This is a genomic window from Massilia antarctica (assembly GCF_015689335.1).
In the GTDB taxonomy this organism is placed as follows: Bacteria; Pseudomonadota; Gammaproteobacteria; order Burkholderiales; family Burkholderiaceae_D; genus Telluria_A; species Telluria_A antarctica.
Genome location: NZ_CP065053.1, coordinates 2,068,509 through 2,081,996, shown reverse-complemented (window position 1 = coordinate 2,081,996; position 13,488 = coordinate 2,068,509). Strand labels below are relative to the sequence as shown.

General features: G+C 67.3%; 13 protein-coding genes. All 13 read right to left on the bottom strand.

What is annotated here, in order from left to right; genetic code table 11:
• From IV454_RS09515 to gspG, 13 genes are read right to left on the bottom strand one after another with little or no spacing between them, the layout of a single operon-like run.
• The gene (locus IV454_RS09515) at nucleotides 1-2,250 is read right to left on the bottom strand and encodes a patatin-like phospholipase family protein (protein WP_206091279.1); all 2,250 of its coding nucleotides are present in this window, start codon (nucleotides 2,248-2,250) and stop codon (nucleotides 1-3) included.
• A 7-nt stretch (nucleotides 2,251-2,257) separates the two neighbouring features.
• The gene (locus tag IV454_RS32765) at nucleotides 2,258-2,881 is read right to left on the bottom strand and encodes a type II secretion system protein N (RefSeq protein ID WP_229522157.1); all 624 of its coding nucleotides are present in this window, start codon (nucleotides 2,879-2,881) and stop codon (nucleotides 2,258-2,260) included.
• Between the two features lie 11 nt (nucleotides 2,882-2,892).
• Nucleotides 2,893-4,113 carry a type II secretion system inner membrane protein GspF gene (gene gspF / locus IV454_RS09505; protein ID WP_206091278.1) on the bottom strand — a complete coding sequence of 407 codons (1,221 nt, stop codon included), beginning with the start codon at nucleotides 4,111-4,113 and terminating at the stop codon, nucleotides 2,893-2,895.
• 10 nt (nucleotides 4,114-4,123) lie between these two features.
• Nucleotides 4,124-5,569, bottom strand: a complete 1,446-nt coding sequence (gene gspE / locus IV454_RS09500) for a type II secretion system ATPase GspE (protein WP_054265687.1) — start codon at nucleotides 5,567-5,569, stop codon at nucleotides 4,124-4,126.
• A 10-nt stretch (nucleotides 5,570-5,579) separates the two neighbouring features.
• Nucleotides 5,580-7,829 (bottom strand): type II secretion system secretin GspD, encoded by a 2,250-nt coding sequence (gene gspD / locus IV454_RS09495; protein ID WP_206092621.1) that lies wholly within the window; start codon nucleotides 7,827-7,829, stop codon nucleotides 5,580-5,582.
• Nucleotides 7,829-8,608: a type II secretion system protein N gene (gene gspN / locus IV454_RS09490; protein WP_054265686.1), complete on the bottom strand. Its 780-nt coding sequence runs from the start codon at nucleotides 8,606-8,608 to the stop codon at nucleotides 7,829-7,831. The genes gspD and gspN overlap by 1 nt, the downstream gene beginning before the upstream one ends.
• The gene (locus IV454_RS09485; protein ID WP_206091277.1) at nucleotides 8,605-9,126 is read right to left on the bottom strand and encodes a type II secretion system protein M; all 522 of its coding nucleotides are present in this window, start codon (nucleotides 9,124-9,126) and stop codon (nucleotides 8,605-8,607) included. Before IV454_RS09485 ends, gspN begins: the two co-directional genes overlap by 4 nt.
• Complete coding sequence (gene gspL, locus IV454_RS09480; protein ID WP_229522156.1) at nucleotides 9,123-10,340, bottom strand: type II secretion system protein GspL; 1,218 nt, start codon at nucleotides 10,338-10,340, stop codon at nucleotides 9,123-9,125. The genes IV454_RS09485 and gspL overlap by 4 nt, the downstream gene beginning before the upstream one ends.
• Before the next feature lie 18 nt (nucleotides 10,341-10,358).
• Nucleotides 10,359-11,357 carry a type II secretion system minor pseudopilin GspK gene (gspK, locus tag IV454_RS09475; protein ID WP_206091276.1) on the bottom strand — a complete coding sequence of 333 codons (999 nt, stop codon included), beginning with the start codon at nucleotides 11,355-11,357 and terminating at the stop codon, nucleotides 10,359-10,361.
• On the bottom strand, nucleotides 11,357-12,055 hold the full coding sequence (locus IV454_RS09470; protein ID WP_206091275.1) for a PulJ/GspJ family protein: 699 nt from the start codon (nucleotides 12,053-12,055) through the stop codon (nucleotides 11,357-11,359). The genes gspK and IV454_RS09470 overlap by 1 nt, the downstream gene beginning before the upstream one ends.
• Nucleotides 12,052-12,429: a type II secretion system minor pseudopilin GspI gene (gene gspI / locus IV454_RS09465; RefSeq protein WP_054265682.1), complete on the bottom strand. Its 378-nt coding sequence runs from the start codon at nucleotides 12,427-12,429 to the stop codon at nucleotides 12,052-12,054. Before gspI ends, IV454_RS09470 begins: the two co-directional genes overlap by 4 nt.
• A gap of 27 nt (nucleotides 12,430-12,456) precedes the next feature.
• Nucleotides 12,457-12,927: a GspH/FimT family pseudopilin gene (locus IV454_RS09460; RefSeq protein ID WP_206092619.1), complete on the bottom strand. Its 471-nt coding sequence runs from the start codon at nucleotides 12,925-12,927 to the stop codon at nucleotides 12,457-12,459.
• 26 nt (nucleotides 12,928-12,953) lie between these two features.
• Nucleotides 12,954-13,406, bottom strand: a complete 453-nt coding sequence (gene gspG / locus IV454_RS09455; RefSeq protein ID WP_206091274.1) for a type II secretion system major pseudopilin GspG — start codon at nucleotides 13,404-13,406, stop codon at nucleotides 12,954-12,956.
• Nucleotides 13,407-13,488: the final 82 nt, after the last annotated feature.

The window sequence follows — 13,488 nt, the reverse complement described above, 5'->3', positions numbered from 1 at the left end:
CTACCAGATCGGCCCCAGGAACAGGTAGGCGGTGCCGCTGCCGTGCACGGTCTTGCCGGCGCCGACATACACCGGCCCGAAGCGCGTATCGACCGACAGGAAGCCGCTGAGCGCCTGCTTGAAAGCCGAGCCGCTCTGCGCGGCCTGCTGTTGCTGGCGGTCGAAGGCGCCGCCGGCTTCCAGCGAAAAGCCGGCGCGCACGGTGCCGCCCAGGGTCACGGGCAAGGCACCGATGCGGCGCGCCATCACCAGCCGCCCGAAGGCGATGCGGCTGCCTTCGACCGATTCCGGCAAGGAGCCGGACAGGCGCAAGAAGCCGCCCAGGTTGAGCGGCGCGGCGCCGCTGCTGGCCACCGCATATTCGCCGTACACATGGCCGGCCCAGTCGCGCGTGCGGAAGGCGCTCAGGCCAAGCACGGAAAACTGCGCCATCGCGCCGGTGCCGTCGGCCCCGTTGCCCCTGCCCGACAGCTGGGCGTCGAGCAGGTAGCCGCGGCTGGGAAAGCCGAGCGAGTCGAGCGTGTCGACCCGGTAGCGCAGGTAGTGATAGGTGGTGGCCGCGTGCTCGCCGCTCTCCTGCTCCGGGATCACGGCGCGCGCGCCCAGGTTCTGGTGCACCACGCCACCCTGCACGTCGCCCCAGGTGCCCAGTTCGCGCCCCACCACGAAGCGCGCCGAGCGCTCCGAAAAGGCGTAGCGGCTGCGGCGCCGCCCGGCGTTGAACAGGTCGACCGAGCTTGAACTGTACTGGATTTCGGGCGCCACATACCAGGGCGACCCGGCGCCGAGCGGCTGGTGGAACTGCATGCCGATGCCGCGCTCGTCGCCGATCTGGGCGCTGGTGCGCATTTCGCCGCCCCAGGGGTTCATCGACGAGCGTACATGCATCACTTTCAGGGCGAAGCGGTTGGCGTCGTCGAAGTCGCTGGCCAGCTCCAGGCCCACGCGCAGGCGGCTGTTGGTCCATGCCGCTTCGGTGGCGCGGATGGCGACGGCGCGCTGGCCGCCCTCGTCCTCGATATCGGTTTCGACCCGTTCCAGGTCGCCCCGTCCGTACAGGCTGTTGGCGGCGCGCCGCACCTGCTCGCGCGTGAGCGTCTGTCCCTGCGCCAGGCCGGACTGCACCTGCAGGATTTTCGGGTTGATGCGCCCGCTGGTCTCGACCTTGACCTCGGCCAACGGCAGCGCCGTGTCCGACAGCGGCGGCGTGGCCAGCCGGTTGTTCTCAAACAGCGCGTACTCGCTGGCCGGCAGCGCCAGCGCCGCCAGGCGCTGCGACAGTTCGCGCGTGGCCTGCTCGCCGCCCTTGATGGCACTGTCGATATTGCGGAAATCCAGAAAGCTGATGCCGCTCAGTTCCGGCGAAATGAGCACATCGCCGGGACCGAGTTCCCTGATCGAGCGCTGCACGTTCTGTTCGGTCAGGATATTGATCATCTGCTGCGCCACGCCAAGCGCGCTGCCGAGGTTTTTCTCGGGCGCGAGCGGGGTGCCGACGTTGACGGCGATGACGACGTCGGCGCCCATCTTGCGCGCCAGGTCGATCGGCAGGTTGCGCACCAGGCCGCCGTCGACCACCAGGCGCTGGTTCACCCGCACCGGGGCGAACACGCCCGGCACGGCGAGCGAGGCGCGCATGGTCAGGAACAGCGGGGTATCGACCAGGTCGACCAGCTCGCCCGTGACCAAGTCCGAGGCGACCGAGCGAAACGGCAGACTGAGTTGATTGACCGGGCGGTCGCGCGTGCCGGCCGGCAGCAGGCGCGCCAGGGCCAGTTCGAGCGCGGCATTGCCGGCGGCGGCCGGCGGCAAGGACATGCCGTCGCTGTGCAGGCCGAATTCGATGCGCGATGGCAGCAGCACGTCTTCTTCGCGACGCCGGAATTCCAGGTCTTCGCGCGCCGGACGGTCGGCCACCACGCGGTCCCAGTCGGTCAGGCGCGCCATCTGTTCGAGGTCGGACACCGAGGAGCCGGCCGCGTAGGCACCGCCGATCACGCTGCCCATGCTGGTGCCAACCACGATGTCGACCGGCACGCGCAGTTCGCGCAGCACGCGCAGCACGCCAATGTGGGCAAAGCCGCGCGCGCCGCCGCCCGAGAGCACCAGCGCCACCCTCGGACGGGCGGTGGTCACGGCGCCGGCTGGTGCCGGCACTGGCACTGGCACCCCCGCAGTCTCCTGGGCCAGCGCCGCGCCGGCCTGCAAAGCCAGGGCGCAGGCGGCGGCCAGCATGCGCACACACATCATGCGGCGCTTATTGGGTCGCCGGCTGGTTGCCCGGGCTGACCACGGTGCGGGTCGGCGCCGGCATCTGCGGCGCCGGCGTGGACGGCGGTGTCGGCATCGGCGGCTCCGGCGTCAGGCCGGGGGCCGGCACCGGTTCCGACGGCGGCGGGGCCGGCGGCTGGTTCTGGCCCTGGCCCTGGCCTTGGTGCTGGACGCCGTTATTGTTAGGAGGCATCGGCGGCGCCATGTCGGGACCGGCCTTGGCGTCGGTGGCCAGTTCGATGCGTTTCTCGACGCCGCCTTCGGACAGGGTGATATAGCGCGGGTACACCGCGGTGACGGTCACGCCGGGGGCGATTTCCTTGCCCACCTTGAGCGCGCGCGGCGGCTGGCCGTCGGACACCAGGATGGCGACGCTGTCGCGCCCGGCCGAGACCACGCCGGTCAGCTGGTAATTGCTGACCACCACGGTGGCGGCCTGGCCGCCGAACAGGGTGGCGGCGGCATCCGGCGCAGGCACCGGATCGGGCGTGCTGGCCACGGCCACGATCGGGCGCTGCTCGCCGCGGATGAACTGCATGGCCCAGTACGCGATCGAGGCCGACAGGAAGACCACGGCAATCAGGCTAACAACTATTGGCAAACGCTTCATTACATTCCTTTTTACCGCACCAGCTGATTGATTTCAATAATAGGCATCAGCACCGCGAGCACGATCAGCAGCACCACCACACCCATGGCCAGGATCAGCACCGGTTCGAGCAGGCCGGCGATGGTGAGCGTGCGCCGCTCCAGGTCCTGCTGCTGCGAATTGGCCGCCCGTTCCAGCATGGCGGGCAGTTCGCCGGTGATTTCGCCGGCGCGGATCATGTGGATCAGCATCGGCGGAAAGTGCTTCTGGGCCGACAGCGCGCGCGCCAGGCTGACGCCTTCGCGCACGCTGGCGCTGGCCTGCTCGACCAGTTCCTTCATCGCCACGTTGGACAAGGTGTCGCGGCTGGTGTCGAGCGCGCGCAAAATCGGCACACCCGAGCCGGTGGTAATCGCCAGGGTACTGGCGAAGCGCGCCGTGTTCAGGCTGCGCTCGAACTTGCCGTACACCGGGGCCGTCAGCAGCCAGGTGTGCCACTGGCGCTTGAGCACGGGATTGCGCAGCGCGCGCCGCCACAGCCAGAACGCGCCGACCATCAGGATGCCGGCCACGATGCCCCAGGCGCGCACGAAATTGGACACGGCCAGCATCATGACGGTCAGCAGCGGCAGCTTTTGCTTGGTGTTGGCGAACACCGAGACGATCTGCGGCACCACATAGGTAAGCAAAAAGATCACGATCGCGAACGCCACCACGGTCACGATGGCCGGGTAGGTGAACGCCAGGCGCACCTTTTGCACCAGCGCGTTGCGCCGTTCGATGTAGTCGGCCAGGCGCGAGAGCACGCGCGCCAGGTGGCCGATCTGCTCGCCCGAAGCGACCAGCGCCCGGTAGATTTCGGCAAAGTCGCGCGGATGGCGCGAGAGCGCGTCGGAAAACGAGGCGCCGCCCATCACTTCCGAGCGGATCGAGGCCACCAGGTCGCGCACATACGGACGCTCGGCCTGTTCCAGCAGCGCGGTAAACGCTTGTTCGAGCGGTAGCCCGGCTTCCAGCAGGCTGGCCAGCTGGCGCGTGAACAGCGCCAGTTCGACCTGCGACAAGCGCTCGCCGAAGCCGCGGCTTTTCTCGACCCCGGCGGCATCCAGCTGGGCGGCGATGGCGTCGACCGTGAGCGGGGTCAGGCCCTGCAGGCGCAGGTCGGCACGCGCCGAACGGGCGCTGTCGGCGTTGACCACGCCCTTGCGGGTGGCGCCGTCGGCATCGACGGCTTCATAACGGAATGCGGGCATGGTTCTCGGCCTAGTCCTTGGTCACGCGCAGCAATTCAGCCTGCGTGGTGGTACCGTTATCGAGCCAGCGCTGGCCATCTTCGCGCATGGTTTTCATGCCGCTGGCTTGGGCCGCCGTGCGGATCTCGGCTTCCGAGGCGCGGTTGTGGATCTGGGCGCTGATCTTGTCATTGGTTTCGAGCAGCTCGTACACGCCGACCCGGCCGTGGTAACCGGTGTGGCCGCACTTGTCGCAGCCGACCGCTTTCCATTGCACCGCGCGGCCCTGCGGCGTTTCGACTTCGTCGCGCACCTTGCAGTGCTCGCAGAGTTTGCGCACCAGGCGCTGCGCCATCACCCCCAGCAAGGACGACGACAGCAGGAACGGTTCGATCCCCATGTCGAGCAGACGGGTGACGGCGGCGGCGGCATCGTTGGTGTGCAGGGTGGCCAGCACCAAGTGGCCCGTGAGGGACGCCTGGACCGCGATCTGCGCCGTTTCCAGGTCGCGGATCTCGCCGATCATGATCACGTCCGGATCCTGGCGCAGGATCGCGCGCAGGGCCTTGGAAAAGCTCATGTCGATGCGGGCGTTGACCTGGGTCTGGCCGACCCCGATCAGGTCGTACTCGATCGGGTCTTCCACGGTCAGGATGTTGGTGGTCGACGCGTTCAGGCGGCTCAAGGCCGCGTACAACGTGGTGGTCTTGCCGGAACCGGTCGGCCCGGTGACCAGCACGATGCCGTGCGGCTGGTTGATCAGTGTATCGAACTGCGGCAGCAGGGCGGCGTTCATGCCCAGGTGCGACAGGTCGAGGCGGCCGGCTTCCTTGTCGAGCAAACGCAGCACGGCACGCTCGCCGTGCCCGGTCGGCAGGGTCGAGACGCGCACGTCGACCGGTTTGCCGCCCACGCGCAGGGTGATGCGGCCATCCTGCGGCAAGCGCTTTTCGGCGATGTCGAGCTGGGCCATGATCTTGATACGCGAGATCAGCGAGGCGTGGATGGCCTTGCGCGGACGGACCACGTCGCGCAAGGAACCGTCGATGCGAAAGCGCACCACGGAAGTTTGCTCGAACGGTTCGATGTGGATGTCGGAAGCGCCTTCGCGCAGCGACTGGGTCAGCAGCGCGTTGATCATGCGGATCACCGGCGCGTCGTCTGACGATTCGAGCAAGTCTTCGATGGCCGGCACGTCTTGCAGCAGCTTGGTCAGGTCAAGGTCGGCATCGAATTCGTCAGCCACCTGCGAGGCGTCGCCGCCGGCGCCGGCGTAGGCGCTGGCAATGGCCGCTTCCAGGTCGGCCCGGTCCATCGAACGCAGCGCGATGCGCCCGAAACGGCGCGACACTTCGGCGATCGCCGCCGGCGCGGTGGCGCCCGAGACCCACACTTCGATCGGATGCTCGCCGTTGTCGGGCGAGCGCGCCAGCACGCCGAAATCGCGCGCGAAGGCGTAAGGTAAAAGATTGCTCATCGGTGTGTCATCACTTGGTCGCCGGTACCGGCTTGGCCGGGCGGTACATATTCACGTCGGCCGGGTTGATCGTGCCCGGTGCGCTCAAGGGACGCTCGGTCGTGCTGCCCGGGGCCGGGGACGGCGTGGCGGGCGCTGGAACCGGCCGCGGCGGCATCGGCGCCATGGCGCCACCGCCCGGCGGCTGGCCGTTGCTCAGCGACGGCAGCACCGGGGTGCCGTAATCGGGCATCACGATGCCGTCCTTCGGTCCGCCCGTGGCCTGGCCGGCCGACCGCATGTAATCGTAGCGGTCGCTGGCGATGGCATTGCTGTCCTCCTTGCTGCGCACGATCACCGGGCGCAGGAACACCATCAGGTTGGTCTTGTTGCGCGAACGCTTGCGGTACTTGAACAGGTTGCCGAGCACCGGAATATCGGCCAGGCCGCGCACGCGATCTTCGCCCTCGCTCGTATCGTCCTTGATCAGGCCGCCGAGCACGATGATCTGGCCATCGTCGGCAATGACATTGTTTTCGATGATGCGCACGTTGGTGATCACGCCCGCAGCCGAGTTATCGGCCACATTCGAGGTCTCGTGGTAGATCGCCATCTTGATGGTGCCGCCTTCGGAAATCTGCGGACGCACCTTGAGCGTGAGGCCGACATCCTTGCGTTCGATGGTCTGGAACGGGTTGCCGGCGGCGCCGCCGCCGGTGTTGGTGGTGAAGCTGCCGGTGATGATCGGCACGTTCTGGCCGACCTTGATGGTCGACAGTTCATTGTCGAGCGTGAGCATGTTCGGGGTCGACAGGATGTTGACGTTGCCCGTGTTTTGCATCGCATGGGCGAGCGCGCCCAGGCCGAGTTCGCCCGCGACCTGTTTGAACAGGCCGATGGTCAGCCCGGCGCCGGGCGTGGCGGCAACGCCCTTGCTGGCCAGCGCCAGCAGGTTGTTGTCCTTCGCTATGGTCGAATGCTGGATCGCACCGACCCGGTAATTGCTGCTCTCCGTGCCCGACAGGCCGAGCCACTGCACGCCGAATTCGGCCGCGTTGTCGGCATTGACTTCGACGATCAGGGACTCGATGTAGACCTGGGCGCGGCGCACATCGAGCTGGTCGATGACGGCGCGCAGGTTGCGGTAGACCGCGTCCGGCGCGGTGATGATCAGGGTGTTGGTGGACGCATCGGCCTGGATGAAACCGGCGCCGCTGCCGCCACTGCCGCCGCCGCTGGTCTGGCTTTGCTGGGCCATGCTGTTGCCGGCGCCGCTGTTCTGGTTATTGCTGTTCATACTGCTGTTGGAAGCACCGCCGCCGCTGGCCACGCTGCCGCCGCTGGTGCCCTGCTGCTGCTGGGCCAGGGACGAAGAGTCCGACGAGACCACCGCGCGCAGGGTTTGCGCCAGCTTGGTGGCGTCGGCATTTTTCAGGTACACCACGTGGACGTTGCCCGCTTCCGCGGTCGGCTGGTCCAGCTTGGCAATGAGCGACTTGGCCAGGTTGGCGCGCGCCTGCGACGGTGCGCGCAGCACCACCGCGTTGGTGCGCGGATCGGCCACCACCGAGATGCGGCCCGAATCGCCGCCGGCGCTCGGTTCCATCAGCTTGTTGACCATGGTCGCCAGGTCCGAGGCGATCGCGTAGCGCACGGGAATGACGTCGAGGTCGGCCGCCACTGGCGAGTCGAGCGCGGCGACGATCTTGGCCAGGCGGCGCAGGTTGTCGGCGTAATCGGTGATGACCAGGCTGTTATTGCCCGGATTGGCCATGATCGAATTGTTCGGCGAAATGAGCGGGCGCAGCACCGCGGTCAGGTTGGCCGCCGATTCGTGGCTCAGGTGGAAAATCTGGGTGGCGATCTGGTCGCCCTTGACACCCGAGCCCCCTACCCCGACCTGGGTCGGCGACGATTGCAGCTTCGCTTCCGCTTCCGGCACCACCTTGGCGTAGCCGTCGCCGGTGACCACCGCGTAGCCCTGCAGGCGCAGCGCCGAGGTCAACAGACCAAAGGCCTGGGCCTTGGTGACCGGCTTTTCCGACGTCACGGTCAAGGTTCCCTTGACCCGCGGATCGATGATGAAGGTCATGCCGGTGTAATGGCCGACCGCCTTGATGACCGATTCGATGTCGGCGCCGACGAAATTGAGGGCGGCCGACTCCTCCGGGGCCGCCAGCGCGGGGCTTGGCGCCCCCGCGACCGCGCAGCACAGCAGGACGCCGGCGGCAATGCGGCGCAACGCCGGGGAAGGGAAAGTGCTCAGTGACTGTTTTTTCATCATTTAAACTCTAAGGCGATAGTTTTCTTGCCGTCAACCATTCGGCGCTGGCCCAGTAAATTCAGGAGATTGCCCAGCGTTTCTTCATATCCATCGGCGGCCTGTGCCGTGCCGGAAAACTGGAAGCGGCCCTGGTTCAGGCTGCCCTTTCCCGCCAACAACAAGGCACCGCGTTCCGTCTTCAAATTCACGTTTGCCTGCTGGCCCTGCCAATCCATGGTCATCTTGTAACTGCCCAGCACCTTGATCGGCGCCATGCGCGAACCCATGTCATTCAATTCCAGGGTGGTCACCCCGTCCACCGCCACCCCGCGTCCATCCGGCGCGCGCGCCAGGCCCAGGGTGGTCCAGGACAGCCGCATGTCGCCCGACAGCGCCAGGGTGTTGAGCGGCGCGCCCAGCCCGGCCAGGCCGGCCGCCGGCAGCAGCAAGGCCGACGGACTGAGCTGCCACTGCGACCAGCTGCCGCTCAATTTGACCGGCTGGGTCAGCGCCAGCGGATTGGCCAGGGTCATGTCGACCTGGCCGAGCAGCGCCAGCGGCGACAAGGTCCAGGCGAAACGCCCAGGCAGCAGCGGCGTGACCGACCCGCCCGGCCCGGGCGCGCCGCCGATAAAGGCTGAGCCGCGCCAAAGCGTACCCTGCGCGTCCCCCAGAGTCAAACGCCCGCCGGTCTGGCGTTCGACCACGTCGCCCAGCCATGAGGCCGGCGCGAACGCCAGCACGGTGAGGGCCACGGCCAGCACGATCGCGCCCAACCATAGCACGGCGCGCATCATCGCGAACCCGCATCCGTGCTCTGGCGCAAGGTAAAGGTGGCATCGACCTGGCCGGCCGGGGTCGAGGCCGTGATGGCCGCTTCCAGCACGCCGATGCGGTGTTCCAGGCGCTGCGCTTCGAGCCAGGCGACCAGATTGGAAAAGGCGACGCCGCTCACCTGCACCTTGGCGTACTCGCCCGTCATGCTGACCGACTCGGGCTTGATGCCGCGCGCGGACAGGCTGGCCGAGAGCGTTTCGCGCGACATCGGCGTCACTTGCGGCGGGGTCTGGCCGGACAAGGCGGCGGCGGTCTTGGCCAGCGCTTCGAGCTGGGCCTTCTGCTGCTTGAGCTGCGGCAGTTCGGCGCGCAGGGCGGCGCTGCCTTCCAGCGCCGGCGCCAGCAACAGCGCGTACACCAGCATCAGGCCGGCCAGGGCGCCGCCGATGGCGAGAAATTTGCGCTCCTGCTCGGTGCGCGCCATCCAGTACAGCCCGATCTGGTCCTTGAACCGGCTCACGGCACTCAAGGCGCTCATGGCTTCGCTCCCGCGGTGCGCACCAGGAGGGTGTTGGCGGCGATCTCGCCCAGGTCCAGCTTGTATTTTTGCAAGGTCGGCTTGAGGGTGGCGGCCACGCCCGGATCGGCGCCCTCGGGCTTGAGCTTGATGGTGGTGGTGCGCTCGCGGAAGGTGAGCGCGGCCAGCTCGGGCGGCTTGCCGAGGGTGCGCACCGCTTCGCCCAGGACCGCGGTCTGGAAGGTGAATTCGTCGGGCCCGACCTGGCCGGAAGCGCCCCTGGCCTGGGCGATTTTCTGCTGCATCTGGCGTTCGAGATTGTTACTGATGACCGTCTCCTTGGGATAGGCGGCGCGGAAAATCTGCACCATGGCCTGGCGCGTGTTGTCGGCTTCGCGCTTGAGGCGCAGCCATTCGTAATTGAGGCCGGCCAGGTTGACCGCCACGGCCAGCAGGGCCAGGCGCACCGGCCACTTCCAGCGCTGCCAGTCGCGCGCCTTGGCGCCGGCCGCGCCCAGGCCGGGAACCAGGTCGAGGGTGGTGCTTTTCGAACCGGCGATCCAGTGACTCCAGTGTTCGGCTTCGAGCGTGATGCCGGGGCCGGCCTCGGCCACGAGCGCCTGGTACTCGCCCAGATGCTCCTGCGGCACGTACAGGGTCAGCGGGCTGTCGCCGGCCAGCGCGCGCACCGTTTGCAGGGCCATGGCCGGTTCGCCGGCGATCGCCAGCCCCAGGCCGTGGTACAGGCCGTGGCGGATGGTGATGCCGCCGCCATCGATGGCGGCGGCGGCATTGCCCGGCGCCAAGGGCAGGCACAGCTGGGCGGGAACGGCGGCCACCACGCGCGCGCCCTGGGCCAGCACCGAGCGCACCAGCGCTTCGAGCCAGGCGCGCTGGGCCACAGCGATGGCGCGCAAGCCATCCGCGGCCGAGGCCGGGGCGGCCACCAGCACGCATTCCTCGGGGTCGCCCAGCACCTGTTCTTCGACCAGGTTGGGCAGGGCCGCGCGCAGGCGCGCCGCCGACAGCGGCGGCACCTTCACGTGCAGCAGGGTGACATCGGCCGCGGCCAGCAGCAGCACCACCCGCCGGCTGGAAGCGATCAGCTCGCCCATGCCCTTGAGCACGCCTTCGCCCTGCTGGATCAGCGCGCCACCGTCGGCGACCAGCGCGAAGCGGGCCAGGGCCCCTTCGCTGTCCGCCCTGGCCGGATGCCGGATATATAAAGTAGTCAAACCGTCTCGCTTTCGTTCTTAATTTTGCCGTACCCAGACGGTCGTGGTCGTCACACGATCGTCCAGCCTGCGCTGGACCAGCGCTTCCGCGTCGAGCGCGGCCCGGTCCAGGCGTATCCGGCTCTTCACCAGAAAATATTCGCTTTTAAAACTATACGTGTTCTTGAGCGGATCCTTGCCGTACAACTGTTCCTTGAAGCGGGCATCGTCGAGAAAGTAAGCCTGCTTGCGGCGGGTCACCAGGGCCGCCGCTTCCGACACCGAATACCCCGGCACGATGGCGGCCAGCACTTCGGCCGGCGCAGTGTTGGCGTTGACCTTGGTCTGTTCGGGCAGCACGATGGCGAACTCGCGCAGGCGGTTCACGGTCTCCTGGGTGTAGCCGGGAATGGCGAGCAGGTCGTCGAGCTGGGTCAGGCCGATCGGCGCGCTTCCGGCCGACACGGGCACCGGCACAGCGTCGGGGTCGAGCGGCGGCTGTTGCGGCTGGCTGGGATCGGGCACGATTGGTGCGGCAGGCGCCGCGCCCGAGGCCACCGCCAGCGCGGTGCGCTGGGCCAGGGCCGGGTCGAGCTGCAGGTTTTGCAGCAGGCGCTGGTACACCTGCACATTGATCTTGTCGATGACCCTGCCGTTGGACAGGTTCATCAGGTTGTAGCGCGCGGTGGCGTCCGAAATCTGGCCCGACAGGGTGGCGTCGAACACTTCGCCCTCGACCCGCTCGCGCTCGATGTACTGGTCGAGGCGGGTTTCGGCCAGCGGCGTGTTCCACACCGCGTTCAGGGTGGTCAGGTTGCGGTTGTCGATGCCATCCTGGCGCAGCACCAGGCGCGCCCAGTCGAGCGCGCCGCGCAGGATCCACTTGGTCTGCAGGTGCAGGCGCTGGTTTTCCATCGAGCGCACCTGGACTTGCTGCTGCCAGAACAGGCTGGCGACGATGGTCACCGACAGCATGGTCAGCAGCAGGGCCGTGATGATGGCCACGCCCTGCTGGCGGCGCGGATGAGGCTGGCGCATCACATGCCTCCCAGCAGGAAGGATTTGCTCATCACGGCGGCCACGTTATCGACCTGCAGCTGCACCTGCAAGCCGGTCGGCGCCACGTCGGGCGGGACCGGCTGCAACTGCTGCTGCTGTTGCTGCTGTTGCTGCTGTTGTTGCTGTTGCTTGACCGATTGGGCCACCGGCTGGCTGTTCTGGCGCCAGCCATTGTTTTCCCAGTTCATGACCTGCATCGCGCTCACACCCGACTGCAGGGTGACGGACGGCGTGGTGTCGGCGTTGCTGATGGCGGCCTGCCACATCACGTCGAGCTGGACCAGGTCGCGGGTGCCGTTCGATTCGCGCCGGGTGAGCATGCGGTCGACGATGCGGTAGGCGACCACCTGCAGGCGCGCCGGTTCGTTTTCGGCGTACACATTGCGTACCAGGGTCAGTTTGTCGGGCGCCGAGAGCAGGTAGGGCCGGCCCAGCATCATGGCCGGATTGGCCAGGTGCTCGCAATCGCTCTGCATCTGGGCAAAGGCGAGCTGCATGCCGCGCGCCGATTCGAGGCGCGCGGTGAGCGTTTCGCGCGCGCGCACGATGCTGTCCAGGCCGCGCCAGCCGAGCACCGCCACGATGGCCAGGATGCTGATCGCCACCAGCAGTTCGATCAGGGTGAAACCACCTCGTTGCCGCTCTCGCCCGTGTTGCCTGTGCCCGGTATGCCTCATTCGTTGAGCACCAGTTGAACCAGCTTGATGATGCGGCGCTCCGGATTGACGCTGTCGAACACGCTGACCTCGACCCGGCGCAGGCGCGGATTCGGACTGGCCAGCACTTCTTCCTGGCAGATCAGCTTCAGGTCGCCCTGGGGACACTCATAACTGTTCTTGCCGATGGCCGGATATTCCTTGGCCAGGCGGATCTGCACCAGCCGGTTTTCGGCCGACCAGGTGGCCATCATGGCGGCGCGCAGGCCGGCGCTGTTGGACGTCAGGCTGCCCACCGCGCGCAGGGAGGCGCCCAGCGCGGTGCCGATGATGACGAGCGCCACCAGCACTTCGAGCAGGGTAAAGCCGGACTGGCGGTGAAGGCGATGGCGCATGATCTTGTTCTACAAATGATTCAGGGGTTACTCGACGACGAAGTGGCCGATGCCGTCGGCCCGGATGGCGACCCGGTCGTCGCCGATTGCCAGGGTCAGCACGAACGGTTTGTCGACCGGCTCGCGCCCGAAGGTAATGCGCACCGGATTGCCGCCCACCGTTACCGGCGGGTCGAGCAGCAGCTGCACCGGGGCGCCCTTGAAGGGCCGCTCGCGCAGCAGGTCGTCGCGCGTGACCGGTTCCCAGATCGCTTCATTGCGCACCAGGAAGCGGTAACGTTCGGTATCGGCCTCGAAAGCCACCAGGCGGTTGCGCACGATGGCTTCGTCGCGCGCCAGCTGCAGCAGCAAGGCCAGGCGGCGCGCCTCGTCTTCGAGATTCTGGCGCGGGCTCGGCATCGCATTGATCGAGACCAGGCCCAGCACGATGCCCATGATGACCATCACTACCATCACCTCGATCAAGGTGAAGCCGCTGCTGGCGCGCACTGCTTTCATGAGCTTCAAGACGTCTCGGTCCGGGCCTAGTTTTCCCAGGAACCGATATCGGCGTCGTCACCGGTGCCGCCGGGCAGGCCGTCGGCGCCGAGCGAGAACACGTCGATTTCACCCTGCACGCCGGGCGAGAGGAACTGGTAGGGGTTGCCCCATGGGTCCTTCGGCAGTTTCTCGATGTAGCCGCCGGTTTTCCAGCCGTTGGCGGTGGGGCCGTTGGTCGGCTTGACGACCAGCGCCTGCAGGCTTTGTTCGGTGGTCGGGTAGCGCTGGTTGTCCAGCTTGTACAGCTTGAGGGCTTGCATCAGGTTGGCGATGTCGACCTTGGCGGCGGTGATGCGGGCCTGGACCGTACGGTTCATCAGCTTGGGCACGACCAGCGCGCCGAGAATGCCGATGATGACCACCACCACCATGATTTCAACAAGGGTAAAGCCGCGCGCGAAGCGCTGGCGGAGAGGACGGTGTGCAGCGAGTTTCATAGTCAGTCAGTAAATAAGTTCTACAATGAGTCGGAGTATAAGGCCAATAACGCCCGCCGTCGCTAACGAAGTGCTGGCTATT